This window comes from Kiloniella sp. (genome assembly GCF_048259265.1).
GTDB lineage: Bacteria > Pseudomonadota > Alphaproteobacteria > Kiloniellales > Kiloniellaceae > Kiloniella.
This window is the reverse complement of record NZ_JBLXHT010000001.1, coordinates 14,511-39,549: the sequence shown is the minus strand read 5'-3', so window position 1 is coordinate 39,549 and position 25,039 is coordinate 14,511. Positions and strand designations below refer to the sequence as shown.

Sequence of the window (25,039 nt, the reverse complement as noted above, 5' to 3'; positions counted from 1 at the left end):
TTTACGTTAAATTGTATAAGTACACGCACTAACCATAAAAAATATATGAACATGTCTAGGCGCGGCAGGAAATAGAGCCAACAAAACAGGATCCAGTATTGATAGCAACTTTGAAAAAACTCCATAACTATTGGAGTGAGAAAAAAAAGCGTCGCCCCTTTCCTGCTAGAGACGATTTAGACCCTATTGATTTCCATTATGCCCTTGGTGATGTTTCTCTGATTGACGTTGATCAACCAGAAAGCTGCCAAAGCCCTGTATACAAAATCCGTTTACTCGGCAGTAACATTCAAGAACGCATTGGTGGCTCATATACCAATCGTAATCTTGAAGAGTTTCCAGAGGCTGGATCTCTACGAAAAATGCGTATCGCGTACCAAGAGGTATTAAAAACAAAAGAACCCCTAGCTTATACCAGTTGCTTCAAAACCGGAGAAAAAAAACAGCCCTTCATGTGTTGTATTTGGCCTCTTTCAAGCGATGGAGAAAAAATTAACATGCTACTGTGTTGCCGGGAACATATCGTCAATTGTTCACTTTTGGCAGATCAAACGGCTCAATTTAGCGCGTCAAAAACATGGCCTTATAGAGAATGGAGCAACTCGCCTCTGTTTTCTTCACTTACTCAAAATAATCAATTAATATCATAATAAAAAAGGCTCTGTACAAATAGTACAGAGCCTATAGATACGAATAAAACTTCGTTTACCCGCGCCCACGATAAGGGGGAACCCCCTGATCCGGAATCCAAATGCCTTCTGGCGCCGGGCCTGATTGATAGAAAACATCAATCGGAATACCCCCACGCGGATACCAATAACCGCCGATACGCAACCACTTTGGTTCCAAAAGCTCTTCAATACGTTTGCCAATGGAAACAGTACAGTCTTCATGGAAAGCACCGTGATTCCGGAAGGATCCCAGGAAAAGCTTGAGCGATTTACTTTCCACCAACCAATCACCGGGTACATAGTCGATCATTAGGTGTGCAAAGTCCGGCTGTCCCGTAATAGGACACAGGGATGTAAACTCAGGTGCCGTAAAGCGCACAACGTAGCCTGATCCCTTTTGCGGATTGGCAACACGTTCCATCACGGCGTTTTCCGGGTTATCTGGCAACTTACTGTCCCCACCCAGTTGAGTGAGATTTGAATAGATGCTTTCTTCTGTCATTTCTTTTCAAGCTCCAATGTTAAGAGCAGCCACCTTTTTTGTATGGGTGGCCAAATTCATATTATTAATAAGATCTCGACGAGATTAAACGCCGCGTTCATTACCCCATATCAAAACATGCAGTTGCGGCAGAACAGTCGCGTCGTACCACTCGTCCTCAACCACCTTGTCTATGAGCCACCGCATCCGATCCATAACACCCAACATATCGATTGTAGGTTCTGTTTCTTTCACGGTTCCCGGCGTATGGTTCCCAGGTTGTAGATACATTCTTAACCTCGGGAACCGTCGGTGCACTTCTTTGGCATAGGCATAGTCGCGATCACCAAAAACCACCACTTTCATAATGGTTTCTGTATCAGATCCAGCAGCAGCCACACAGCTCGCTAACAGATCCCAATCGGTTTCCATTTCAGACGACGGCGGCTTCGGACTTAGCGTCAAATTATCCAGCTTTGAAAACCAGTCTTTGACCACGCTGCCCTGTGTTTCCAAAGCGAAGCGATAGCCTTGTTCATGCCCCAAATCAATCAAAGCACCGAGCGGCTGAATAGCCGGATTGCCACCAGACAAAGAGACAAGCAACGGCTTGCCACCAGATAGTGACGCAACTTCCGACATAATCGCAGTCGGAGACATTGGCTTCCACTGATCGCGAAAACTTGAATCCACGGCATAGAGTGTATCACACCAACTACAACGATAATCACAGCCACCCATCCGTACAAACACGGTGGGCAGGCCTGTTAAAGCACCTTCACCCTGTATGGTTGGGCCAAAAATTTCACTGACGCGAATTGTCCGTGCATTAGGGGGCCCATCGGAAAACACTTTCATGCTCGATGTGTTGTCGTTTGATGTTTCGGTAATCATGGTCTGTACTCAGCCCAGGTCTTGGGCGTCTCACTCACCCGAAGAGCTGTGACTTCTAACCAGCGTTCAAGTGACCAATCAAACAAGTGCTTGGCCAGACGCTCGGCTGTAACATTATCATCACCAAGGACTTCATTGAGATGCCGATGATCCAAGACATCATCAATATATTGTTTTAAGTCGCTCAATTCGAGATAATCACGAACAAACCCCGCCGAATTCAACGTCTCGCCTGAGAGTTCAATTTCAACGATATAGTTATGACCGTGCAACCGTGAACAGGGGTGCCCTTCGGGAACCCCCATCAGCTGATGGGATGCTGAAAAGGTAAATTGTTTTGATATGCGGTACATCCATCAAACTCCCTTGGCTTTTTCAACTGCTTCAAGCCAATAGTCAGGGTCTTGATAAATTGTCGGATCATTCACCTTGGCAACATGAAAGGCTTCGCGACGTTCCACACAGGTGCCGCAACGACCACAATGATGTTCATAGCCCTTATAACATGACCATGTATCCTCAAAAGGAACCTTCAGACGGTTGCCTTCTGCGGCAATGTCACTTTTGGGAAGATGAACAAAAGGAGTGTAAAGTTTTACAGCCGCGTAGCCATCCAGCGCATGGCGCTGCATTTCTTCGAAAGAATCAATGAAAGCAGGGCGGCAGTCGGGATAGATAAAGTGATCTCCCCCATGCACCGCAGCGGCAACAGCGTCTGCATTCTCAGCAGCCGCAGCACCAAAGGCAATTGCCAACATAATAGCATTGCGGTTCGGCACAACCGTAACCTTCATGCTTTCTTCTTCATAATGCCCGTCAGGCACATCAACATCGTCCGTAAGGGCAGAGCCAGACAGCAAGGCCCCAACATTGGCGATATCAATAACGTTGTGCGGAACACCAAGACGTTCTGCACAGCGGCGGGCATAATCGAGTTCTTTCTTGTGACGTTGACCGTAGTCGAAAGATATCAGGCGTGTTAACTCAGCCTCCGCAGCAACCTTGTGCGCAAGCGTAACCGAGTCCAAGCCACCTGAACAGATGACGAGTGTTTTCATTCGTTCCAATCCTTGTTTTTCTACCGGGTAGGCTGCGACCGGGGAGCCTGACATTGCGCGGATGGCTCCAGTTTCGATTTAAATCGCGCACCCCGATATACCCCAGAAGAAGAAAAAAGCAAAGGGCAGGAGCAATTCCTGAATCGAAGATCACCTATGCGAGTGCATCAAAAGCACCATTTTTCTTTAAAAGCGCCCTAATAACACACCCGTAACATTAAAAATATGAAAGACAAGCTGCGAAGAATCCTATCCAAGCGCAAACCGTCTCAATTCCGTTTTGTGGCACTAAGCAAAATTTCATACTGGGTCGTTGTCCTCCACTAATGGCTATGGTTATGATGCTTTCTTGTTTATCTAATTCCCTTCTAAATCCTCGAGGCCAGTATGGAACTTAAAGATCCCACTTTGTTACGAGATAAATGCTACATCAATGGTGTATGGGCTGATGCTGACAGTGGCGAAACCTTTGCTGTTACAAACCCCGCAAATGGTGATGTTCTGGCCTCGGTCCCCAAGATGGGTGAAACAGAAACTCTGCGCGCCATTCAAGCCGCCGAAGAAGCCTTTGGCCCTTGGAAAGACAAAACCGCCAAAGAGCGATCACAAATCATGCGTAAATGGTTTGAACTCATTATGGAAAATCAGAGCGACCTTGCTCTATTGATGACACTTGAACAGGGAAAACCACTGACCGAAGCCATGGGCGAAGTGGCTTATGGCGCAAGCTTTGTTGAATGGTTTGCCGAAGAATGTAAACGCATCTATGGCGATACAATCCCAGAACATCTCCCCGGCAGACGGCTTGTGGTGACAAAAGAACCAATCGGTGTTGTCGCCGCCATTACCCCATGGAACTTTCCAATTGCCATGATCACCCGCAAGTGTGCACCGGCAATTGCTGCGGGCTGTACCGTTGTCATCAAACCTGCTGAAGACACGCCTTTGAGTGCATTCGCGCTGGCGGAACTCGCCGAACGTGCAGGCGTCCCCAAAGGGGTCATGAACATTGTTTCCGGCATTCCCCAGCAAATTGGCAAAGCGTTGACCGAAAGTAAAGCAGTCAGGAAACTCACCTTTACGGGTTCGACACCTGTCGGCAAACTTCTCATGAAACAATGTGCTGATACGGTCAAAAAGACTTCTATGGAACTCGGCGGCAATGCACCTTTCATCGTTTTCGACGACGCAGATCTGGATGCTGCTGTCGAGGGTGCGATGATGAGTAAATTCCGCAATGCAGGACAAACATGTGTCTGTTCAAACCGTATACTGGTACAAGAAGGTATCTATGAAGCTTTTACGCAAAAGCTAATTGAAAAGACTGCTGCGCTCAAAGTTGCCCCTGGTACAGAAAATGGTGCACAACAAGGACCACTGATCAATGCAGCGGCATCAAACAAAGTCAGCGAACTTATCGAGGATGCCATCAGCAAAGGCGCAAAGACTGAAATCGGCGGAAACCCGCATGATCTCGGAGGCACCTTCTTTGAGCCGACAGTCATCACTGGCGTAACCGATGACATGCGTATTTTCAGCGAAGAAATCTTCGGACCAGTTGCGCCTCTCTATAAATTCAAAACCGAAGATGAAGCCGTTCAAATGGCAAACGATACGCCTTTCGGTCTTGCCGCTTATTTTTACAGCCGAGATATCGGGCGGGTATGGCGTGTCTCTCGCGCCCTAGAATACGGTATCGTCGGCATTAACGAAGGCATTATTTCAAACGAAGTTGCCCCCTTTGGTGGCGTCAAGGAAAGCGGTGTCGGCCGTGAAGGGTCCAAATACGGTATGGAAGACTTCCTTGAAATCAAATACCTCTGTATGGGCGGTATTTAATATTTATCAGCTACAATCGATAAAAAGGGGCTCTCGGGCTCCTTTTTATTTGATTTTTCGACTCTTCGTGAAAAACAAATAATTGATCGTCCCGTAACACTTGGCCATTACAGGCAAGGTCAACAGCTTGTCCAAAGCCCTGTCTTTCATCATACGCCACTGTCGAAGTTCAGGCTGATTTTGGAACGAACTGCGACGAAACAGAAATATCAACCAAAGAAGAATAGCGATTGTCATATTAAAGAACTCCATTCTCTAGTGTTGAGCCAATTAGCTTTCCTGATTTGAAATATCGCAGAGCTGCATCGACGACGGCATTACGATTACATAACGATGAATGAAGCCCGGGCAAAACCAGTACTTGATCGCACCCATGAAGTCTGGCCTCTGCGACTGAAACCACGCCATCATCATCGCCAGGTAGAAACGGATTGTACCCTTCGCCATCTGACTTTCCCCCGGCGATTATCGCAGTCTCACATTCAGGCATAGGTATTTTCTGTACAGAATCAGGTACCAGTTCCTGTCCCGATTTTCCGTAGATGATTTTATAAAACGCCAACTGTTTGGCCCATACCGCAATGGCAGAGCCCTGATTTGGCGGAGCAATCATTAACAAACGGTCAATGTTTATACGTGCTTTCCAGTATGTCAGATTTGCCAAAAGCTGCCTGACAACCAAGCCCCCCATGGAATGAGTAACAAACGAGACCGCTTTAATATCATTACGACGGGATAAGATGCGCGCCAGTTGATCAGCATGTTCGTGAATAAATGCCTTGGTAGAAGGGTAGGTAATCGCGGCGACTTCATATCCTTGATCCGTAAAAACACGCTTCATCTTTTGAAAAGTATCTCCTGAACGGGTGATGCCATGAACCATCACCAGCAAATGAACGCCTTCAGTATCAGGATGAACAGGCGGTATAATTTGTTTTTGAACTTTATAGTGCTCAAAGACAGAGAAACAATCTTCAAAGGTACCCCACGCCTGCCGCTTATCATCAGGGTCCAACAAACGGAAATGACCGCTGTAAAGATTGAACTGTATGCGCCAACTGGCATAGATGAATTCATCCCGCCAGAACTGCTTTCCCCCCAAAGTTGGCAACTGAATATTAATCGGTATGCCTTCATTCGACCGTAGGTTTTCTGTCGCGAATTCCATTCCCTGACGCAGGTATTTTTCAATACTGTCAATCATCGGACTTACCTCCGATGGTTTTTGGAATATTGCCTGAAAAGTCCTCGTGATCTTTAAGGCCATTTAAGAAAGTTGTTATCAGTAAGCTACACACTTTGTGTGAAGACTGACTTATGACCACGCCCAGTTTCTTTTTATCGGCAAGCGATATGATCCCATGCAGGCTAGCCCATAGTGTTGCAGATATTTCTCTTTGCTCTTCAGACGTTATCCCCGGTAAAATCGGACGCAACGCCTCATCAACAATGTTCAACAACATCGAAACCTTTTGGTCATACCATTCAGGCAATGTCTCATCACTTGCCGGAACATGATCAAAAAGAAGGCGCCACAGGTTCCTGTTATCGTCAATAAACGCCAGATACCCAACCAGAAGCTTCTCTATATTTTCGTTAACAGCACCAAGATCCTCTATCTCATTCATCGGCAGCCTAGACAGATTGTCATATAAATGTTCCAGTGTTCTACCATTCAACGTAAGAATAAGCGCATCAATGTTTGCATAAACATTATAGAGCGTACCGGGCGCATAACCGATTTTTTGCGCAATCTTTCTAGCTGAAAGTTCCGATAGTCCGCCAGTCACAACCAACACCTCAGCAGCATCAAGAATCATTTTTTTCAATTCATCCGGACTGTGATCAACACGACGTGCCATCTGGTAAGCCTTTTTGTTTTTAAAACTATACATACAATAATGAACACTGTTCAGAATTCAAAAAAAAAATAACGCCACAGATCAATTTAAGACAAGTGGCGTTATATTATTCTAGGGAATGGTCAGTTTAACCGACTTAAATCTTTAGCAATATTTGCCGCCAGCACCGCATTATTTTTTACAAGTGCGATATTGGATTCCAAGCTACGCCCTTTGGTCAATTCAACGATTTTGCCAAGAAGATAGGGCGTAATCGCCTTACCAAAAATCCCGTCTTTGGTGGCACTATTCAAAGCAGATGCAATAACGCTATCCATTTCAGACCTTTCCATGGCATGGCTTTCGGGAATTGGATTGGCGATCACGGCGCCCCCTTGATACCCAAGGTCATGTTGCACCGCCAGCATACCAGCAATTTCAGTCGCGGTATCTGCCGTTAAGGGTGCATCCAGACCGGAATCACGACAATAAAAGGCTGGAAATTGATTTGTTTGGTAACCAACAACAGGAACACCTCTAGTTTCTAGGAATTCGAGCGTTTTTGGCAAATCCAGAATAGATTTTGCCCCGGCACAAACAACAGCGACAGGCGTTTTTGCCAATTCTTCCAAGTCCGCAGAAATATCAAAGTCGTTTTCTGCCCCCCGGTGAACACCACCGATGCCCCCCGTGGCAAAAACAAAAATCCCCGCCATTGCCGCACAAATCATCGTTGCCGCCACAGTTGTGGCTCCGTCACCTTTTTGAGCTACGATCAAGGGCAGATCCCTGCGTGATAGTTTCGCAACATTCTCGGCTTTACCTAGTTTTTCCAACGCGGCTTCATCCAGGCCAATCCGGATAACACCATCAAGCACAGCGATCGTTGCCGGTACGGCGCCCTGATCTCGAATCAAATCTTCGACTTCACGGGCCGTTTCCACATTTTTTGGATAGGGCATGCCGTGCGCGATAATTGTGGATTCCAAAGCAACAACGGCTTTTTCCTCTGCAAGGGCATTCGCAACTTCAGGGGCAATATTAAGGTGTTTTTCCAATTTCGGATTCATACTTTTACCAATAACTTATTTTTAGAGTTCAAGAGCCAATAACGTCCATAGAGAGATCTCGCAAGTTCTCAGATGTCGCGCCCTGATCTTTGAGCGTAATTCTCGCTGCATCGAGACCTCTCTTCAAGGCAACTTCAGGGGTATAGCCCATGGAAATTCCGCTAAGAGTACCTGCGATTAATGAATCACCCGCCCCTGTAACATCCACGACATCGACTTTTCTTGCTGGGAAGTGCTTATAATTCTCCTTCTCAAAGAAATAGGCACCGTGTAAACCAGCTGAAATCACAACGAACTTGGCTCCTCTCGACGTCAATTCAAAACCTGATGTCACAATATCAGTTTCAGTCTTGATTTCCTTTTCGGTCAGAACGCTTGCCTCATCGACATTGCAAAACAAGATATCAAGGCGATTGATGATTCGCTCAAGCTTTCGAGCCTTGGCAACTGATACCGCATCAGCCGCGAGGAATTGTTCCGGAACGCGCTGATCAGATAATGCAAGCAGGACATCAACAGGCATGTTAGTATCAACAAACCAGATAGGATACTCAGACAAACGCTCTTTCATATTTTTAAACATCTCGGGTCTGACATGGTCATAAATTTCCATATCTGCCAGACCAAATGCCAACTCACCATCTGGCTCCAAAACAGCTGTATAGGTTGCCGTCGAAAAATTTGTCGATCTCGGCAGTGACAATACATCCAACCCATCAGTGCTAAATTTCTGTTCAAGCGCATCGCCAGCCACATCCTGTCCCCAATAGCTGAGCAATCCGGAATCAATGCCCAGTCTGTTAAGATTCATCGCAACATTATGTGCAACCCCGCCGGGATATCGGGAAACAGTAACGGGGTTAGACGTGCCTTGTTGAACCGATGTGTGACACTGAGATCGCACATCCCAATGTGCCGCACCAATACAAAGCACTGATTTGATTTTAGTTTTCAACAAATTAACTCACGAGAAAAAGCTTTAGGGCTGTTCAGGTTGCCGTTTTACCCAGAAACAATCTTACAATACCAGAAAATGTTCTCTCCTTTGATCAATATCAATGTCAGGCGTCTGATATTCCTTATGATGGAAGCTGAAAATGACTGTCATATATTTGGCCAGTTCATTTTCATAACTGTCACGTAAGCATTCTTAAAGAGGCTCTTGTGCTAAACAACACAAAAAAAGCGACAAAAAGAAAGAGCGGCATCTCACCCCGCCTTTCGTACCGTCGTCGTTTTTTTGCGTTCACAGCAATACTGTCTCTATGCTTACAAATTCTCATCCCGCTGGAACAGAGTTGGGCAAACCCACCGCAGGACCTGGATATCAATTCAGAAGATGTTTTTGTTATCTGCACACCAAGTGGGCTCAGAGTTCTTTCCTTAAACTCTGCAAACGATGGTGAACCAATTGAAAGTACGCTGGATATTTCTTGTCCGGCTTGTTCATTGGCTTCGGTAACCCTTGCTCCTCTACCTGTCAGTGATCCCGTTCTATACCAAACCAGTTTTGCTATAGCGGATAATCGGTTCGAGCTATCAGACATCCCTCATGATCGACCAGCGCCACGTCCACCGACCAGAGCCCCACCGAAACAGAATATATTTAAATTACATACTGAAGTCCTAATAAGGTCAAAGACTGTGTAAACTTAACGTTTCGCAGTCTTTGGCTTTTTTTTGTGTTCCCCTCCTTTAAGCACCTCCGCTAAGCACCTCCGCAAAACAACGTCATCCATAAACCCTTTTAAGGCTGCTATATTAAGAATCGCTTAGGCATAGGCTTGGCTCATAATCGACCAATAGTGCTTACGACATCCTGGAAAGGTATTATTACGGATCATTGCCGGAGGATTAGCAATCAAACGAAACCCTAATGAAGGTAACTGCCCATGCAAGGCTTGTTGATCTTCAGGAACGTCAATGCGTAGCTCTTTATCGGACCGTTCAGCAATATATCTAATCATTGCCAAGGCTGTTTTACTATCAGGCGCAACCATTGGCCCCAAATGGTGCTGTCCCCGTTGAGGGACGGCAAGTACAAACCCAACCACCTCGCCCTGCTTGTTCTCGGCAATGACTGCATAATCAGACTGAGAATACCTTAGATCGAACAAACTACGTCTATTTGCCCCCAGTGCCTTTGCATCCATGTCGATAACATTCTCAAGGTCATTTGCATACATCGCCCTTAGCGAAACCCGACGCTGATTTAGAGGAAAATCTGGCAACGAACTCTTTTTTAGAAACTGTTCCGGAGAACCAAAAAACTTTCGTATCCGTCCGGCAACTTCATATCCGCACTTTTTATAAAGTGGCTCGCCCGCTTCAGTGGCGATCAAACACAGTGTCCGTCCTTTTGCAATTTCGTGATCATGCAGGGCATCCATCACTGCCCGTCCATAGCCTTGTTTCTGATTTTCCGGATGCACCATGATCATCCCGATCGACGCCAATTCAGTACCGTATGGGAAAAGAGCACCAGTGGCGATTATCTTCCTTCGCTCATCTTTGGCCCCCAAAAAAACACCCACCTGAAGCATGACCTCAAGGTCTTTCACTACATGCGTCCAGCCAAGGCTTTCAATTAAATCCAAAATTGCGGGAACATCATCAAGAGTTAAAACCTCAAATGAAAACGCTTTGGGTGAAAACGCTTTGGTTTTATCCATTAACATCGACAACGACACGTCCTTGAACAGCCCCTTTTAAAATCGCAGCCCCCAAATCAGGCAAATCATTCAAGGTCGCATGCTGCACCATCTTTTCCAATTTCCCCATGGGTAGATCCGAGACAACTCTCTGCCAGGCTCGTTGACGATTTTCAAAGGGCTGCATAACTGAATCGATGCCCAAAAGATTCACTCCACGAAGCAGGAAGGGAATAACGGTTGCTGGTAACGCCGCCCCACCGGCAAGGCCAACAGCAGAGACCGAAGCACCATATTTCATCTGGCCGAGAACACGGGCGAGCATTGCCCCGCCAACGGCATCAATACACCCTGCCCATGTTTCGCTTTCAAGCGGACGCTTCACTGTTTCGTTCAATTCTTCCCGGGCCACAATCCGGCTTGCGCCAAGTTCTTTGAGATAATCTGCAGTATCTGGACGTCCGGTAACCCCAGCAACACCATAGCCAAGATTAGCTAGAATAGAGGTGGCGACAGAACCAACACCACCCGCTGCCCCCGTGACAAGAACCTCTCCCTGATCGGGTTTCAGACCATGATCTTCAAGGGCCATAACAGCCAACATTGCCGTAAACCCAGCCGTTCCAACGGCCATTGCCTGTTTTGTGCTCAAACCATCAGGTAATGGCACCAACCAATCAGCCTTCACCCGCGCTTTTTGTGCATAGCCGCCCCACCAGGCTTCACCAACACGCCACCCGGTCAGAACAACTTTGTCCCCCGCTTTATAACGCGTATCGTCCGATTGCTCGACGGTCCCAGCAAAATCTATTCCCGGAATATGGGGGTAGTTACGCACCAAACCACCGTTACCTGTAATACAAAGGCCATCTTTATAGTTCAAAGTGGAATACTCTACTGCCACCGTTACATTCCCCTCGGTCGGCAAGCTACTATTTTCCAGCTCTTTAATTTCGGAACTAACAACCCCTTCTTCGGACTTATCAACAACAAGAGCTTTGAACATAATCATTCCTTAATAATCTACTGTGGCCAGTTGGTCTGTTTGCACGCCGAACTTACGGCCGGATCCGTGAACATAATTGAACCACGAAAGAGTACTGTGCCCTGTAAACAACTGAAAGAGAGAATTTTTACAAGGCCTGCGAAAGACGAGCCCCCTATTCCATCGGAAAAGAAGCAATTCGGGCTTCGCGAGAACCGAACGGGGTCTGCACAAAAACCGTTTCATTATTTTGCCAGTATTCCTTGGCAATCGTTGCAATTGCAAGAAAAGCACCGTGTCTGATGGAATCACACCCTGATGTCAGTTTACCAATTTGTTGCTCTGCCTTATCGAACACGGACCAGCTTTCAAAAACGCCTGTATTAAGGTTCTCAGAAAACAACAAATGACATACCTTCCTTTGCAAACCTTGATCTTTTTCTTTTTGCAAAGCGTCTCTGGCGACAAAATCAATATCTGCTTCAAGATTTACATATTTCTCTAACCCGCACTCAAAGGGGGATGTTCCCATCGTCATATCGTTACCATAAGACAATAGGCTGCCTTCCACCCGCTCGATAGCGTTTGGACAGCCTGCACGAATATCGAATGCCTGTCCTGCTGCCCAGATTTGATCCCAGAGCTGAAGTGCAAGCTCTTGACGGTCTATATAGATCTCAAAACCACCTTGTTTTGACCAGCCTGAACGCGCAACCACCATGTCATGGCCCTCAAACGCCATTTTTTCAAAGCGGAAAAACCTGATGTCACGAACCTTATTACCAAAAACCTCTGCCATCACTTCTTCAGCTTTGGGTCCCTGAACTGCTAAGGGATATACGTCCGGTTCAAACACCTTCACGTCCAGATTGTACCCCCGGGCAAGTCCTTTTGCCCAGAGCATGACATCGCTATCAGCAATGGATAACCAGAATCTGTCTTCCGCCAATTTTAAAATAATTGGATCATTAACCATTCCGCCGTCTTCATCGACGAGGGGAGCGTAAAAACACTGACCATATTTCGCTTTCGACAAATCACGACAAGTCATCAATTGTGTTAGACAAGCCGCGTCAGGACCTTTGATCTCGACCTGTCGTTCACAACTCACATCCCAAACCTGTACAGCTTCGCAAAGATGTCTGTAATCTTCTTCAACACTGCGGAAAACTGTTGCTAACAACATATGATTATACACCGTATAGGCCGTTACTCCACAGGCCTCGACACGATCGGAAAACGGGGTCCGCCGCACACGTGTTGTCGGTGAAAGCGTCGGTAATGGCGAAAGCACAGGTATAGAAGTCATAATATTTAATTCCTAATACGAAATCCAAAACACTCAAAAAATTTCAAGGCGTATTTTCTTACCCAGAAAGAAAACAGATGCGCCCGAACCTGTGAAGGCATATAAGATTCATACCATCATCAATTATTTCGATAATAAAATGCGTGACCTCCCCCCTCTTAAAGCTTTGAGAGCTTTTGAAGCCTGTTACCGTCTTCGAAGTTACACGCGGGCAGCAGAAACACTTAATGTCGGACAACCCGCGATCAGCCATCAAATTCGGCTTTTAGAACAAGACTTGGGCATCAAGCTCTTTATCAAAAAAGGGTCATTGATTTCCGCAACCACCGAAGCTGATGACTATTATCAGGAAATTTCTCAGGCTTTGGGACGAATTGCTGAAATTAGTCGTAATCTCCGCGACAGAAGTAACAGAAGGACACTTAATCTCGCAACGTATCCCGGCATCGCCGCTTACTGGGCCTTTCCTCGCTTGCATGACTGTCGAGAACAAACAAAAAATCTGTCGATAAAAATCACAACCATAGACAAGGAGCGCGATATCAATTGGAACCAAGTCAATTGCGCTATTTTATTCGGAACGGGCAATTGGCCAGGATATGAATGTGAAAAATTAATATCTGAAGACGTGCTACCCGTCACGGCACCCCTTTTGGCCGAACAGCTGGCGCCCTATTCACCAGAAAAAATACTAACGGCCGCCCCCCTTATTCATCTGGAAGATACTGAAAGAAGGTGGTTTGATTGGTCGGACTGGCAAAAAGAGTTTGCCCCAAATGTAAAATTACCTTCGGATAGTATCGCCGTTACAAATCACGGCCTAGCCATACACCAAGCACTTCAGGGACAAGGAATTGTTCTGGGTTGGACACAGATTATTCAGGACTTAATTGAAGGTGGCGCCCTTGTTCCACTCCATACAAAATCTCTGACATCAGAGAGAGGATATTGGCTTGTTGCCCCTAAAATTTTCTTTAACAGTGATGCTGGCAGGATAATAAATCATATCCTGACCACTGAAGAGACCCGTCAGAACGCTTGCTCTTTTCCAATTGTCTAAGTCCGATATTTCCTCAAATAGTTAATAAAAATTCACAACAAAGATATGAATGATCTGGTTGCAAAGGGCTTTTTCGCGAAAACAACGGCAAGAACAACACTACTTTTTTATAAAACAATGAATTTACCCGTTTCCAACTGGTATCTTTGCGCAGTCATAACAAACAAGGAATAGTAAATACCAAAACCAGCTTAAACATCAGAAATAAAATAAAAATTAACCTCAGTAATTATCGAAACCCACCTCAATCTTTACTCTTCATCAAAAAAATATAACTTCGATTTAATTACAAAATTTTATCACTTTTTTTATACATTCAAGAAATAATAGCTTTCAGTTACCGATAGACGATCGAAAATATTGGTCATGAGGAGACTGGAGCTATGTCCTTTAACATTGGAAGTAGAATTTTAGCAGCAGCAGCCCTGATTGTTGTTGTTACCTTCTCTGCTTTTATTTTGTATTTTGACTTCAATCAGAATAGTGAAATTCGCACATCCTTGAAATCCAATGTCAATGAAACCGGTGGCTTAGCCACAGCGGGGATTTCAAACTGGATTGGTGGACGCCAAGCCCTTATTGAAAATGTGGGACAAAATATTCTTTCAAATCCTGCCTCTGAAAATATCAATACCTTTGTTGATCGAAAGGTACTGAACGATACTTTCATGTTTACCTATTTTGGTAGCAAAGATGGTACAATGACCATGTACCCGAACGACCCCTTGCCCGAAGGATATGATCCTCGTGAGCGGCCTTGGTATAAAGATGCTGTTAACGCAAAATCAAGCACGCTAACAGAACCATATGAAGATGCTTCTACAGGTAATTTGATTGTCACAGTCACCACCCCTGTTATCGACGGCAGCAACGTTGTTGGGGTCGCAGGCGGCGACATTGAAATCACAGTTCTGGGTGATCTTGTTCGTTCCGTAGATCTTGGTGGTATCGGGTATGCTTTTCTGGTCAATGATCAAGGAACCATCTTGATACACCCGGATAAAGAATGGACCTTAAAACCTATTGCAGAAGCTTTCCCGGAAGATACACCTACGGTAAGTGCCGAAACAACTGACTTCACAGAAAGCAGTGGCGACACCATGTTTGCCTTCTTCAAGGTTGATGGACTACCAACCGTCAACTGGTATCTAGGACTGGCAATTGATCGGGATGCAGCTTTCCAAGCTCTTACAAATTTCCGCATAACAGCCATCATAACAGCAATTGTCGCCGTGATCGCCATTATGGGTCTTCTTGGTATTCTTGTACGTCTTTGGGTTTCCAAGCCTGTTCTAGGTATGACAGATGCAATGACGAACCTTGCTAGTGGAAATTTGGACGTCGAAATTCCTGGTAGTGATAAAAACGATGAAATCGGCTCTATGGCGGCTGCCGTTGATGTCTTCAAAACCAACGCGATTGAGATGCGACGATTGGCAAAAGAAAACGAGGAATCAACAGAACGACATGCACGTGACCGCCGGGAAACGTTAAATAAAATGGCTGATTCATTTGAGAAATCCGTCCTGTCTATTGTTGAAGCTGTCGTACAGGCATCAACAAACACTCAGGATGTCGCCAGTCAACTAACTGCAAGCGCAGAAGAATCTAACGCCAGAACACAAGCGGTGTCCAATGCCGCTATTCAAACCAGTCAGAACGTACAAACTGTTGCAGCTGCAACCGAAGAGCTTTCTGCGGCCATCCGCGAGATTGGCGTTCAGGTTACCCAATCAATTCAAGTCACGGGGGAAGCTGTTGATGGTGTTAACAGAACCAATGGAACCGTAACCGAACTTGCAGGTGCAGCCCAGCGTATTGGCGAAGTCGTGAAGCTGATTTCCGATGTTGCCGGCCAAACCAACCTGTTGGCACTTAACGCTACAATTGAGGCGGCAAGAGCAGGAGATGCAGGCAAAGGCTTTGCCGTTGTTGCATCCGAAGTGAAAACGCTTGCGAACCAGACCGATCAAGCGACAGGCGATATCCAAACGCAGGTCGACGGCATTCAAGGCGCAAGTAGCCAATCTGTGCAAGAGATCACCAACATCAGTTCAACAATCGAACGCATGAACGAGTTTGCTAATGCAATTGCCGCTGCGATTGAAGAACAGGGTGCTGCCACACAAGAGATTTCAAACTCAGTGCAAAAAGCAGCTGCGGGTACGCAAGAAGTATCCAGCAACGTAGAAGTTGTGACAAAGGCATCGTCCCAAGTCAGTGCCGAAGCCAACAACCTGTTGCAATCTTCTCGTGAGATGCAATCCATGGCCGAGAACCTACGTACTGAAGTACAGAGCTTCTTAACCACAGTACGAGATAGTTAATCCCCTCTTCTCACAATCGCTCCAATCAAACAGGCCCTGCTCAACAAAAGCAGGGCCTGTTTCGTTCGTTTACCAATTTGTGCTCTGATTTACGTTGCCTCATAAAACAGCAAGGATCACCCTCAAAGGTCAGAGAAAAATCCAAAATTATTTTTACCTTTTTTCTTGATCGCATACATCGATTTGTCTGCACAATTCAACAACTGCTCTGCTGTAGTGCCATCATCAAGAGAGAAGGCAATACCGACTGAAGCCCCCACACGGGCTTCTTCGCCATCAAGAGAAAAAGGAACATTCACCTGTTCAATCAAGGTTTCGGCCAATAACTTTACCGAATCTCGGCTAGTGACTTCTTTTAACAGTATAATAAATTCATCACCGCCAATACGTGCAGCCATATCTTCTGGTGCCAATAGATCGCGAATACGATCCGCTACGCCGACCAGAATAGCGTCTCCAGCCTCGTGCCCTAGCGTATCATTAATGGCCTTGAAGCCATCAAGATCAATAAAGAAAACCGCCGTTTTCTCGCCCTCTGTTCTTTCTTCGGCAAGGATATCCTTGAGATATTTCAAGCAAAGGCGGCGGCTGGGTAATAAAGTTAACGCATCATGATTAGCCAGAAATTTCATTTTCTGTTCTGCAGCTTGTAAATCCTCGGCAAGCCAAACCATTTCCTGAGCCTGCGCTGCCATCCGCTCTTCACTATCGATCAATTCAGAGACCTGAATCTGCAGCCGCTCTTCAGACAAACGTAGAGCCTTTTCAGCTTCGACTCTCTTTTCAATATTCAGCTGCTGTTCTTCGGCGATAATTGCCAGCTCTTCCGCTTGCGCCTCAAGGCGCTCGCCGATATCACGGAAATTATGACGTTCGATGTCAAAGTGTTCTTCGGCCAGAAGCAAAGCATCGCTGATCTTTTGTTTAATTTGGTTTTCTTGATGTTTTTCAATTTTTTGAACAGAGGACAAAGCCCTTGTAAGCAGGTCATCAACCTCTTTGGCGGAAGGCTCCGCATCCCACCAGATCACATCAGAAAATCGGGCTTTGTGCCCACAGGAGTCATCATTTTCAGTCGAACAGATTGTGGCAACAAAGCGTGGCACAAGCGTGCGCAGAACAAAGCTTTGGTTACCGGTCCCCCGACCTAAAATAAATTCTCCAATTCCAAGTTTTGCGCCAAATTCTTCCCCGGGCTTCTCTTCGGGGTTACCGAACGCCAACATTACCGAAACTACCCCCACTACCCTTTTGCACCAACGGATCGAACAGATCTTTTAATCTATGGTGGAGTGATATTTCTTATAAAACGATGATTTCAAACAAATGTAAATATAGTGTTATTTTTCTTGTTGCGCTTTTTCCTAACACACTTTGGTTAAAAAAGCATACATCTGCTTAAAAATTTAACTTTATACTGTGGGCAAAATAATTCAGGTCGATCGCTTTATCAGCCTCAGCAGCATTACCGCTTTTCATCCAGCCACCTCTTGACCTAATGATTTCCTGCGTTAAGTAATGAACTCAAACGATCGCCGCACAGCAACAGGTAAGCACCGCATCCGATGACTTTGGACAAAATGACGCAGAACACCCCCCAAACAAAGGCTGATACGCCAAGCCTATCAAACACAAAATTACGCGCATTTTTAGAAGGCAACACCTTTACCTGGGCAATTACCTCACTCATTTTGATTAATGCAGTGACTTTGGGATTGGAAACAAATTCTAGCCTAACGCTTCCGCAAACCGAACTTCTCTATTGGGTCGATAAAGCTATCCTGATTGCCTTTTCTCTAGAGCTTACACTCAAATTTTTTGCGTTCCGGCTAAACTTCTTTAAATCCGGCTGGAACATTTTTGATCTGCTGATCGTGACTATCGCCTGGGTTCCTGCCAGCGGCGCTTTTGCGGTGTTACGGGCCTTGCGTATTCTACGTGTACTGCGACTAATTTCTGTGGTCCCTCAAATGCGTCGGGTCATTGGCGCAATCGTTGCCTCCGTTCCCGGTATGCTTTCAGTGGTCGGCGTGCTTTCCATCGTCTTTTACGTTGCCGCAGTCCTGACCACAAAGCTATTTGGCCAACACCCTGACCCGAATATGCAGGAATGGTTTGGCACGATATCGTCCTCTGCCTATACTCTGTTTCAAATCATGACACTCGAAAGCTGGTCCATGGGAATTGTCCGCCCGACGATGGAAATTTTTCCCCATTCATGGATTTTCTTCATTCCTTTTATCATCATCACAAGTTTTGCGGTACTGAACCTCTTTATCGGTATTATCGTGGATGCCATGCAAACTTCACACGATGAAACAGATGAAAAGATCACCGAGATGGCAAACATCACCCACGAAGACCTTCTCACCCTGATCAACCGTTTTGAGAGTCTGGAAAGTAAGATCGACCGATTATCAGATTCTGAAGAACAGTCCTCTCGCAAAGATTAAGTGATCGCAAAAAACTTCTGACCAATAGAAACGCAGCCCTCTTACGACATCTCTTCCAGATCGGCAGAAGTATCGTTCAAAGCAATGGCAGCACCACCGCCGGACAGCAGCTCTATCTCCTCCCTCTTAAGGGCGCTCAACAAAGCCGTGTTCACACGATAGCGTTCTTGATAATAACGCTGGCTAGGCACCCAGTACCGCAACCCGATAACAATACCGCCATAGGTAAAATCGTGCACCCCAATCTGGGCACGGGGTTCATTCGGGACCAGATCATCCCCCTCCAAAACCCTTCGTAAAACATCAATGGCCCGGTCTGCATCTACTGATCCGGCCAAAGGGATACGGGTTTCGACAATTCGGTTGCTGTGTGAGTTGGTGATAACTTCACCAACAATACGCTTGTTCGGGATCGTAATCAGTTCCTTGTCTTCACCAATTAATTGGGTATAGGCCAACTTGACCTCGTGCACGACCCCACTGCCCCCCTTAACAATAATAGTATCGCCAATGGTAAAGGGCCGTGTCAGAATAATAGAAAGTCCTGCGCCATAATTGGAAAGAGGCCCCTGTATTGCCAAGGTCGCACCAAAGGCACCAGCCCCTGCCAGTGCGATCAACGGAGCTGTACTGATCCCGAAATTACCAAGAGTAATGATGATAACAAAGACGATCAAAACAACTTTGACGATGTTACCGACAAAGCCAGACAGCGTCTGATCAAACTCTTTACGCAGGCACAACCCGGTAACCTTACCGCCAATCCAGCCCGCTATTTTCAAACCGATAATTAGAACAATGATGGCCCCGATGATCTGAAATCCATAGGCAACCCCGAATTCAATCCCTTTATCAATCAGGGCTTCAGCTGTTTTGAGCTCTTCATCAATCATTATCAATCACCCAACATTACCTCGTTTCAAGATATTACGGTCTAAAAATTCCTTACGTATATCAAAGCGTGAAGTCAGCAAAGCATCAACAGTTAATCAGCATTCCTCAAAAATTGTTTGGCTTTTTTGAATACAAATTTTAACCTATTTGCATCACACTCCTGCTATGAGGGCCACACCGCACACACGTTTTTCTTGAGTTTCACATTTGAAGGCAACTTTTAATGACAAAACCTAAAAAATTTTATAACCGGGGTTTTGACGAGAGTTTTCTGCAGAGATGTGACGATAGAATAGCTGCCTTTTATCAAATGTGGAAATCAAAGTGTAAAGATGACCGCATCCCTTCTCGAAGCGACTTTGATCCAATCGATATGGTCCGTTTCTTGCCCGGCATTACGTTGGTTGATGTTGATAAAGAAACCCAAAATTTAACTTATCGCTTGGTCGGGACAAACGAAGTCACTGTTCGCGGGAAAGATCCCACAGGCGATAGTGTGAAAGAACACTTCCACGCAACAACTTGGGAAGACACCTGGCAAAATTATAACCATGCCATCAATAACCAAGGCATCGTTTTTGATGATTTGGACATACCAAATTCAAACGGCATCATCGTCGGTGATGAAACGATATTTCTGCCACTATCCTCTGACGGAGAACACGTAAATATTGTTATGCTTTACAGCATACAAAGAGAACCTTCGGAGTAAATTATCCGATTGAAGGTCATCACAAAAAATAACGAAGGATGCAAATAGAGCTCGACCAAAATGTTCCCCTCTTACAAAACGGTTTAGGTTTAGTTAAATATAGACTATCACATACTTCGGCTTACCTTTAATTCCACTCTACATCACGTCACATTCGCGTCACTTCCGAAAGAGTCCTTCATGACAAAACCTATGAAATTTAATGCCCGGGTTTTTGAAGAGAGCTTTCTAGATCAGTGCGACAACAGAATTGCTGCATTTTACCTAATGTGGAAATCAAAGTGTAAAAATGGTGCCGTCCCTTCTCGGAGCAATTTTGACCCAATCGAAATGGTTCGCTTTTTACCCGGCATTACATTGGTAGACGTCAACAGTGAAACCAAAGAGCTCACCTATCGCCTCGTCGGAACAAACGAAGTTGCAGTGAGGGGGAAAGATCCGACAGGTGAGGCTGTGAAAGATAACTTTCATGCAAATTCCTGGGAAGACGCGTGGGGAAATTACGGCCACGTCATCAATGAAAAAGGCATAGCCTACGACGATTCAAATATCCCAAATTCAAACGGTGTTATGGAGAGGGATGAAACAATTTTTGTTCCCCTGTCGTCAGACGGGAAACAGGTGAATATTGTAATGCTGTACAGCATTCAACAAAAGATGGTGAGATAGCAACTAGACGTTCCATAAATTGCGACCATAATCCTTACCGTTAAAGTCTATTGCATTATTTAAAACTGACGCATAAATCATATACGGTCCCCCAACAGGAGGAAGAACCATCTATTACGATATGCCGCTCTATCGCCCTCCGAGTGAAGGGAACAACCTGATCATACAAGCGACGCTTGGGTGCTCTGCAAATTATTGCACCTTTTGTTCTATGTATAAGACAAAAACATACCGGGCCAGATCACTAGATCAGGTCTTCGCAGATATCGACCGCGCTGCGCAAGAGTGGCCCACGGCAAACCGCGTCTTCCTCGCCGATGGTGATGCCCTCACCCTGTCAATGGACAATCTGCGCGCAATCTTAAACAAGCTCCACGAAACATTCCCCGCGCTGACAAGGGTATCAGCCTATGCAACGCCGAAGAACCTGATCGACAAATCTGTTGATGAATTACGCGAATTGAAAGCGATGAAGCTCAGCCTCGTATACATGGGCATAGAATCAGGCTCGACACAGGTCCTCAAGCGCGTGATCAAAGGTGCCTCGCACAAAACCCACGGTATGGCTCTGGACAATGCGAATGCGGCTGGGTTGAAGGTATCCGCCACGGTAATCCTCGGGCTCGCCGGACAGGCGGGGTGGGAAGATCATATCGCAAGTACCGCACAATTGATCAACGATCATCCACCGACCTATCTCTCAACCTTGCAACTCACCCTTGATGAGGCGACTGTTGATGAGTTTATGGCTGAGCAAGAAGAGGGTTTTACGTTCCAAGACGACGATGCAATTCTTCTGGAACAAGAACAACTGCTCAAACTTCTGAACCCGCAAAAGCCGATTATCTTTCGTTCTAACCATGCATCGAATTGTTTACCACTGGCGGGCAACTTACCAAAAGATAAAAACAAGCTATTGGAAATTATTACAGCGGCAAAAGACCAAACCCACCTACGCCGCTCTCCGTTTATGCGCAGTCTATGATCAGAGATCTAAGATAAAAAACGCATAATGCGCGCACTCTGATACTGGACCTGTTATGAAAATTTTCACACGCCTCTCCTTCCTCTCCATCAAGGGTGTTCCTACCCTGTCTTGGAGTTCGCCGAAGCCATTGAATTTGCGGCCCGGCCTTGTCACCATGATCTTGTTGATCGTTGGCTTGACAATATTTGGCCTTGGCGAAGCCCTTCTTATCGCAGCAGGAACAGGCGTAAGCCCCTGGACCGTCTTGGCACAAGGTGTAAGCCAACAGACGGGCTGGACCATAGGTTTATCGACCTTCATCGTCAGCATGACCGTGCTTATTTTGTGGTGGCCACTCAAACAGGTGCCGGGCATTGGCACCATCCTGAACGCTATTATCATTGCGCTTGTTCTGGAATTTGTTCTCCCCTACATCCCCACACCCAATGGCTATATCTTCCAGGTCTTGCTCACCATTCTGGGTATTCTGGTAACAGGCTTGGGCAGCGGCATTTACCTGATCGCCAATCTAGGACCGGGACCAAGAGATGGCCTGATGACCGGGCTACAGCAACAAACCAATTTACCAATTGCCTGGATCAGAAGTGGTATAGAGCTATCTGCCGTAATCATCGGGTGGTCTCTCGGCGGTGTTGTCGGCCTCGGTACTGTGCTGTTTGCTGTTTTGATAGGACCGTCGGTAGCGTTTAGCTTGTTTTTGCTGAACAAATTGTTTGGTGGAAAAGAGACCTAAGCAGAAAACAGGCTGAAACATTCCTCGTATTTTATTAGCGCTTAGTCAATGACCAAACATAGGGACGAGGTTAAGGATTATGCAGAAGTCACCCCGAGACGTTGGTCTCTTTTTCGAAGCAACGAAATTAACGGCAAGGCAAGTAAAACCATCCATGACTTGCCCAGCACTTGGCCCAAAAGAAAATCCAAATTTCCAAAGGCAAGCTGTAGAAAAACGACACTATCGATAACAAGGCCAACCGCGCTACTGGCTAAGACGGCAAGCACTAATCGGCGTTCTTGTAACGGCGTATAAACAGCAAAATCTGCGAGTTCTGAAAGCAAAAACGCGACAGCAGAAGCAACAACAAGCGCTGGGGGAGCAACATAAGCAGATAGTGCAGCTCCGATCACTATTGCAATCAAGGCCCATTTCTTCCCTAAGCGTCGCTGAACCATATCTCTTAAGACAAGAGCAGCTCCAATCATCAATACTCCACTTGGCGCCATGATGTCTGGACCAACAGGCAAAAGACAAGGGCCATCAACGACACAAACGGTACCAACATTACCGATCATCCAATTCGCAAATGGTATACAGAAAAGGAATGCAACAAAGTAAATAGCGCCTTCAACTTTTATTTTATCCATTTTCTACGCCCCATTTTTGAAAAGACCCGCTCATCACTCTTCAACATTTATTGAGAAATATCCTCAAAATTAAATGCTATAAGAGGCACCTAAACACAGGTTACATAGAAAATAACTTCTTTGTAGTGTCCAGTAGCGCATAATCAGGTGTCATCGAAATAACATAGCCTAAAGGCTTCTAAACAATTTTAAGACTTAACTTCAAGCCTTAAAATGGAGCATATCGGTTCACTATCTAAATTTAACCTATTTATTTCACATCCGCACAACACAAATGGAGTAAGTAAATAGAGAAACAATTTTAGAGATCACCAAAGACATTGACTTAAATAAAGCCGTTACTTTTTGGAATAACCTAATTCACTTTTACCGCGTCTCAGGTGCTGTCCTGTTGCTTTTTCATCGCTGACTTTTCCTTCTACCATGATCGTCTTACCACGAAGAATAGTGCGTACCGGCCAACCTTTCACCACCATTCCTTCGTAAGGTGTATAATCAGATCCATGGTGAAGATCGTCTTGTCTGATTGTTACCTCGCGGCAATCATCCCACAATGTAATGTCCGCATCAGAACCAATCGTAAGCGTTCCCTTTTTAGGATACAGTCCATAGAGCCGCGCAGGGTTAGATGATGTTAAGGCAACAAACCGTTCAATACTAATACGTCCTTTGCTTACCCCTTCCGAAAACAGAATTGGCAATCTTGTTTCAACACCTGGAATTCCGTTCGGCACCCATTTGAATGAAGTTCGAGCGCGATTGTTATTTTTGCCCGTTTCGTTCGGAGCATCAAAGTAAAAAGGGCAATGATCCGAAGAAAATAAATCAAACGTGCCATCGCTTAATCCTTCCCAAATCGCATTCTGACTATCAGTGTCACGCGGTGGTGGTGAACAAACATATTTCGCGCCTTGAAAATCCATATTGAGCCCCTTTAGATCTTCTTTTGTCAGGGCGATATATTGAGGGCAAGTTTCAGCGAAGACTTTCATTCCCCGACGTCGCGCCCATTGAATTTGCTCCATAGGGTCACGACCAGAGACATGCACAATAACAACAGGTACATCTGTTAACTGGGCATGGCTGATTGCACGGTGAGTAGCTTCGCGCTCTGCTATCTGTGAATGTGCTTCAGCGTGATAATATGGCGCATTGTGGCCTTCAGATTCAAGTTTTTGAGTCATGAATTTTATTGCGTCATTGCCTTCAGCATGCACCATAACCAAGGCTTCTTCCTGTCGCGCAACATCAAAGACTTCTAGTAACTCCTGATCGTTCAGTACAAGATCATCATACGTCATGAATACTTTGAATGATGTATATCCATCACGAACCAATGCAGGCAATTCTTGCCCCAACACAAAAGGCGTCGGGTCAGAAATGACAAGGTGAAATGACACATCAGTGAAACATTTTCCCTCCGCTTTACGATGATAATCCTCAACACATTGTCGTAACGATGTACCTTTAACCTGCATCGCAAACGGTAACACAGTTGTATTTCCGCCAGCCGCGGCAGAAAGTGTCCCCGTTGCAAAGTCGTCAGCCATTTTGGTACCGTCAGATGTCGGTTGATCTAAATGAACATGCGCATCAATACCGCCAGGAAGAACATGCAAGCCAGTGGCATCGATTACCTCAGATGTATCGGTTATAGATTCAGATATCTCAACGATCACACCATCTCGGATGCCAATATCCGCGACGAAACGATCAGTCGCGGTAACAATTGTACCGCCTCGAATTGTCAGATCACATTTAGCCATACCACA

The 25,039-nt window shown here is 45.7% G+C and carries 26 protein-coding genes; 10 read left to right on the top strand and 16 right to left on the bottom strand.

Annotated elements, in window-relative coordinates:
* Nucleotides 1-98 precede the first annotated feature (98 nt).
* On the top strand, nt 99-650 hold the full coding sequence (locus ACN0QW_RS00205) for a PAS domain-containing protein (protein ID WP_299380499.1): 552 nt from the start codon (nt 99-101) through the stop codon (nt 648-650).
* Nucleotides 651-705: 55 nt separating this feature from the next.
* Here ACN0QW_RS00205 and queF read toward each other — a convergent pair whose 3' ends face one another.
* The 4 genes from queF to queC form a co-directional block, all read right to left on the bottom strand.
* The gene (gene queF, locus ACN0QW_RS00200; protein WP_417427700.1) at nt 706-1,173 is read right to left on the bottom strand and encodes a preQ(1) synthase; all 468 of its coding nucleotides are present in this window, start codon (nt 1,171-1,173) and stop codon (nt 706-708) included.
* Between the two features lie 84 nt (nt 1,174-1,257).
* Nucleotides 1,258-2,046 carry a 7-carboxy-7-deazaguanine synthase QueE gene (gene queE, locus ACN0QW_RS00195; protein WP_417427698.1) on the bottom strand — a complete coding sequence of 263 codons (789 nt, stop codon included), beginning with the start codon at nt 2,044-2,046 and terminating at the stop codon, nt 1,258-1,260.
* On the bottom strand, nt 2,043-2,399 hold the full coding sequence (gene queD, locus ACN0QW_RS00190; RefSeq protein WP_299377306.1) for a 6-carboxytetrahydropterin synthase QueD: 357 nt from the start codon (nt 2,397-2,399) through the stop codon (nt 2,043-2,045). The genes queE and queD overlap by 4 nt, the downstream gene beginning before the upstream one ends.
* Nucleotides 2,400-2,402: 3 nt before the next feature.
* Entirely contained in the window at nt 2,403-3,158 is a 756-nt protein-coding gene (queC, locus tag ACN0QW_RS00185) for a 7-cyano-7-deazaguanine synthase QueC (RefSeq protein WP_417427695.1), read from the bottom strand.
* A 333-nt stretch (nt 3,159-3,491) separates the two neighbouring features.
* On the opposite strand from queC, the gene ACN0QW_RS00180 reads away from it, so the two are divergent.
* Nucleotides 3,492-4,943 carry an NAD-dependent succinate-semialdehyde dehydrogenase gene (locus ACN0QW_RS00180; protein WP_417427693.1) on the top strand — a complete coding sequence of 484 codons (1,452 nt, stop codon included), beginning with the start codon at nt 3,492-3,494 and terminating at the stop codon, nt 4,941-4,943.
* Nucleotides 4,944-4,988: 45 nt separating this feature from the next.
* On the opposite strand, the gene ACN0QW_RS00175 is transcribed toward ACN0QW_RS00180, so the two are convergent.
* The 5 genes from ACN0QW_RS00175 to ACN0QW_RS00155 form a co-directional block, all read right to left on the bottom strand.
* A complete protein-coding gene (locus tag ACN0QW_RS00175) occupies nt 4,989-5,180 on the bottom strand; it encodes a hypothetical protein (RefSeq protein ID WP_417427691.1) in 192 nt (63 codons plus the stop codon).
* A 1-nt stretch (nt 5,181) separates the two neighbouring features.
* Entirely contained in the window at nt 5,182-6,147 is a 966-nt protein-coding gene (locus tag ACN0QW_RS00170; RefSeq protein WP_417427689.1) for an esterase/lipase family protein, read from the bottom strand.
* Nucleotides 6,140-6,805, bottom strand: a complete 666-nt coding sequence (locus ACN0QW_RS00165) for a TetR/AcrR family transcriptional regulator (RefSeq protein ID WP_417427687.1) — start codon at nt 6,803-6,805, stop codon at nt 6,140-6,142. Before ACN0QW_RS00165 ends, ACN0QW_RS00170 begins: the two co-directional genes overlap by 8 nt.
* A gap of 122 nt (nt 6,806-6,927) precedes the next feature.
* Nucleotides 6,928-7,842, bottom strand: coding sequence for a pseudouridine-5'-phosphate glycosidase (locus ACN0QW_RS00160; protein WP_417428705.1), 915 nt, complete (start codon nt 7,840-7,842; stop codon nt 6,928-6,930).
* 40 nt (nt 7,843-7,882) lie between these two features.
* Nucleotides 7,883-8,809: a carbohydrate kinase family protein gene (locus ACN0QW_RS00155; protein WP_417427685.1), complete on the bottom strand. Its 927-nt coding sequence runs from the start codon at nt 8,807-8,809 to the stop codon at nt 7,883-7,885.
* Nucleotides 8,810-9,018: 209 nt separating this feature from the next.
* On the opposite strand from ACN0QW_RS00155, the gene ACN0QW_RS00150 reads away from it, so the two are divergent.
* Nucleotides 9,019-9,504, top strand: a complete 486-nt coding sequence (locus tag ACN0QW_RS00150; RefSeq protein WP_299373196.1) for a DUF2946 family protein — start codon at nt 9,019-9,021, stop codon at nt 9,502-9,504.
* Between the two features lie 122 nt (nt 9,505-9,626).
* On the opposite strand, the gene ACN0QW_RS00145 is transcribed toward ACN0QW_RS00150, so the two are convergent.
* The 3 genes from ACN0QW_RS00145 to ACN0QW_RS00135 form a co-directional block, all read right to left on the bottom strand.
* Entirely contained in the window at nt 9,627-10,532 is a 906-nt protein-coding gene (locus tag ACN0QW_RS00145; protein WP_417427682.1) for a GNAT family N-acetyltransferase, read from the bottom strand.
* On the bottom strand, nt 10,519-11,511 hold the full coding sequence (locus ACN0QW_RS00140) for an MDR family oxidoreductase (RefSeq protein ID WP_417427680.1): 993 nt from the start codon (nt 11,509-11,511) through the stop codon (nt 10,519-10,521). Before ACN0QW_RS00140 ends, ACN0QW_RS00145 begins: the two co-directional genes overlap by 14 nt.
* A 154-nt stretch (nt 11,512-11,665) precedes the next feature.
* Nucleotides 11,666-12,799 carry a dimethylsulfoniopropionate demethylase gene (locus ACN0QW_RS00135; protein ID WP_417427678.1) on the bottom strand — a complete coding sequence of 378 codons (1,134 nt, stop codon included), beginning with the start codon at nt 12,797-12,799 and terminating at the stop codon, nt 11,666-11,668.
* A 139-nt stretch (nt 12,800-12,938) separates the two neighbouring features.
* On the opposite strand from ACN0QW_RS00135, the gene ACN0QW_RS00130 reads away from it, so the two are divergent.
* Nucleotides 12,939-13,859, top strand: coding sequence for a LysR substrate-binding domain-containing protein (locus ACN0QW_RS00130; protein WP_417427676.1), 921 nt, complete (start codon nt 12,939-12,941; stop codon nt 13,857-13,859).
* Between the two features lie 383 nt (nt 13,860-14,242).
* The gene (locus ACN0QW_RS00125; RefSeq protein WP_417427674.1) at nt 14,243-16,186 is read left to right on the top strand and encodes a methyl-accepting chemotaxis protein; all 1,944 of its coding nucleotides are present in this window, start codon (nt 14,243-14,245) and stop codon (nt 16,184-16,186) included.
* A 122-nt stretch (nt 16,187-16,308) separates the two neighbouring features.
* On the opposite strand, the gene ACN0QW_RS00120 is transcribed toward ACN0QW_RS00125, so the two are convergent.
* Nucleotides 16,309-17,412, bottom strand: coding sequence for a diguanylate cyclase domain-containing protein (locus tag ACN0QW_RS00120; RefSeq protein ID WP_417427672.1), 1,104 nt, complete (start codon nt 17,410-17,412; stop codon nt 16,309-16,311).
* A 354-nt stretch (nt 17,413-17,766) separates the two neighbouring features.
* On the opposite strand from ACN0QW_RS00120, the gene ACN0QW_RS00115 reads away from it, so the two are divergent.
* Nucleotides 17,767-18,639 (top strand): ion transporter, encoded by an 873-nt coding sequence (locus ACN0QW_RS00115; RefSeq protein ID WP_417427670.1) that lies wholly within the window; start codon nt 17,767-17,769, stop codon nt 18,637-18,639.
* Nucleotides 18,640-18,680: 41 nt separating this feature from the next.
* Here ACN0QW_RS00115 and ACN0QW_RS00110 read toward each other — a convergent pair whose 3' ends face one another.
* Entirely contained in the window at nt 18,681-19,532 is an 852-nt protein-coding gene (locus ACN0QW_RS00110; RefSeq protein WP_417427668.1) for a mechanosensitive ion channel family protein, read from the bottom strand.
* A gap of 224 nt (nt 19,533-19,756) precedes the next feature.
* Between ACN0QW_RS00110 and ACN0QW_RS00105 the strand changes: the two genes are divergently transcribed.
* From ACN0QW_RS00105 to ACN0QW_RS00090, 4 genes are all read left to right on the top strand, one after another.
* Nucleotides 19,757-20,245, top strand: coding sequence for a PAS domain-containing protein (locus ACN0QW_RS00105; RefSeq protein ID WP_417427666.1), 489 nt, complete (start codon nt 19,757-19,759; stop codon nt 20,243-20,245).
* 180 nt (nt 20,246-20,425) lie between these two features.
* Complete coding sequence (locus ACN0QW_RS00100; RefSeq protein WP_417427664.1) at nt 20,426-20,914, top strand: PAS domain-containing protein; 489 nt, start codon at nt 20,426-20,428, stop codon at nt 20,912-20,914.
* A gap of 121 nt (nt 20,915-21,035) precedes the next feature.
* Nucleotides 21,036-21,899, top strand: coding sequence for a radical SAM protein (locus ACN0QW_RS00095; protein ID WP_417427662.1), 864 nt, complete (start codon nt 21,036-21,038; stop codon nt 21,897-21,899).
* A 55-nt stretch (nt 21,900-21,954) separates the two neighbouring features.
* Nucleotides 21,955-22,635: a YczE/YyaS/YitT family protein gene (locus tag ACN0QW_RS00090; RefSeq protein WP_417427660.1), complete on the top strand. Its 681-nt coding sequence runs from the start codon at nt 21,955-21,957 to the stop codon at nt 22,633-22,635.
* A 77-nt stretch (nt 22,636-22,712) separates the two neighbouring features.
* On the opposite strand, the gene ACN0QW_RS00085 is transcribed toward ACN0QW_RS00090, so the two are convergent.
* Nucleotides 22,713-23,267 carry a VUT family protein gene (locus ACN0QW_RS00085; RefSeq protein ID WP_417427658.1) on the bottom strand — a complete coding sequence of 185 codons (555 nt, stop codon included), beginning with the start codon at nt 23,265-23,267 and terminating at the stop codon, nt 22,713-22,715.
* A gap of 338 nt (nt 23,268-23,605) precedes the next feature.
* Complete coding sequence (hydA, locus tag ACN0QW_RS00080; protein WP_417427656.1) at nt 23,606-25,033, bottom strand: dihydropyrimidinase; 1,428 nt, start codon at nt 25,031-25,033, stop codon at nt 23,606-23,608.
* Between the last annotated feature and the right edge of the window lie 6 nt (nt 25,034-25,039).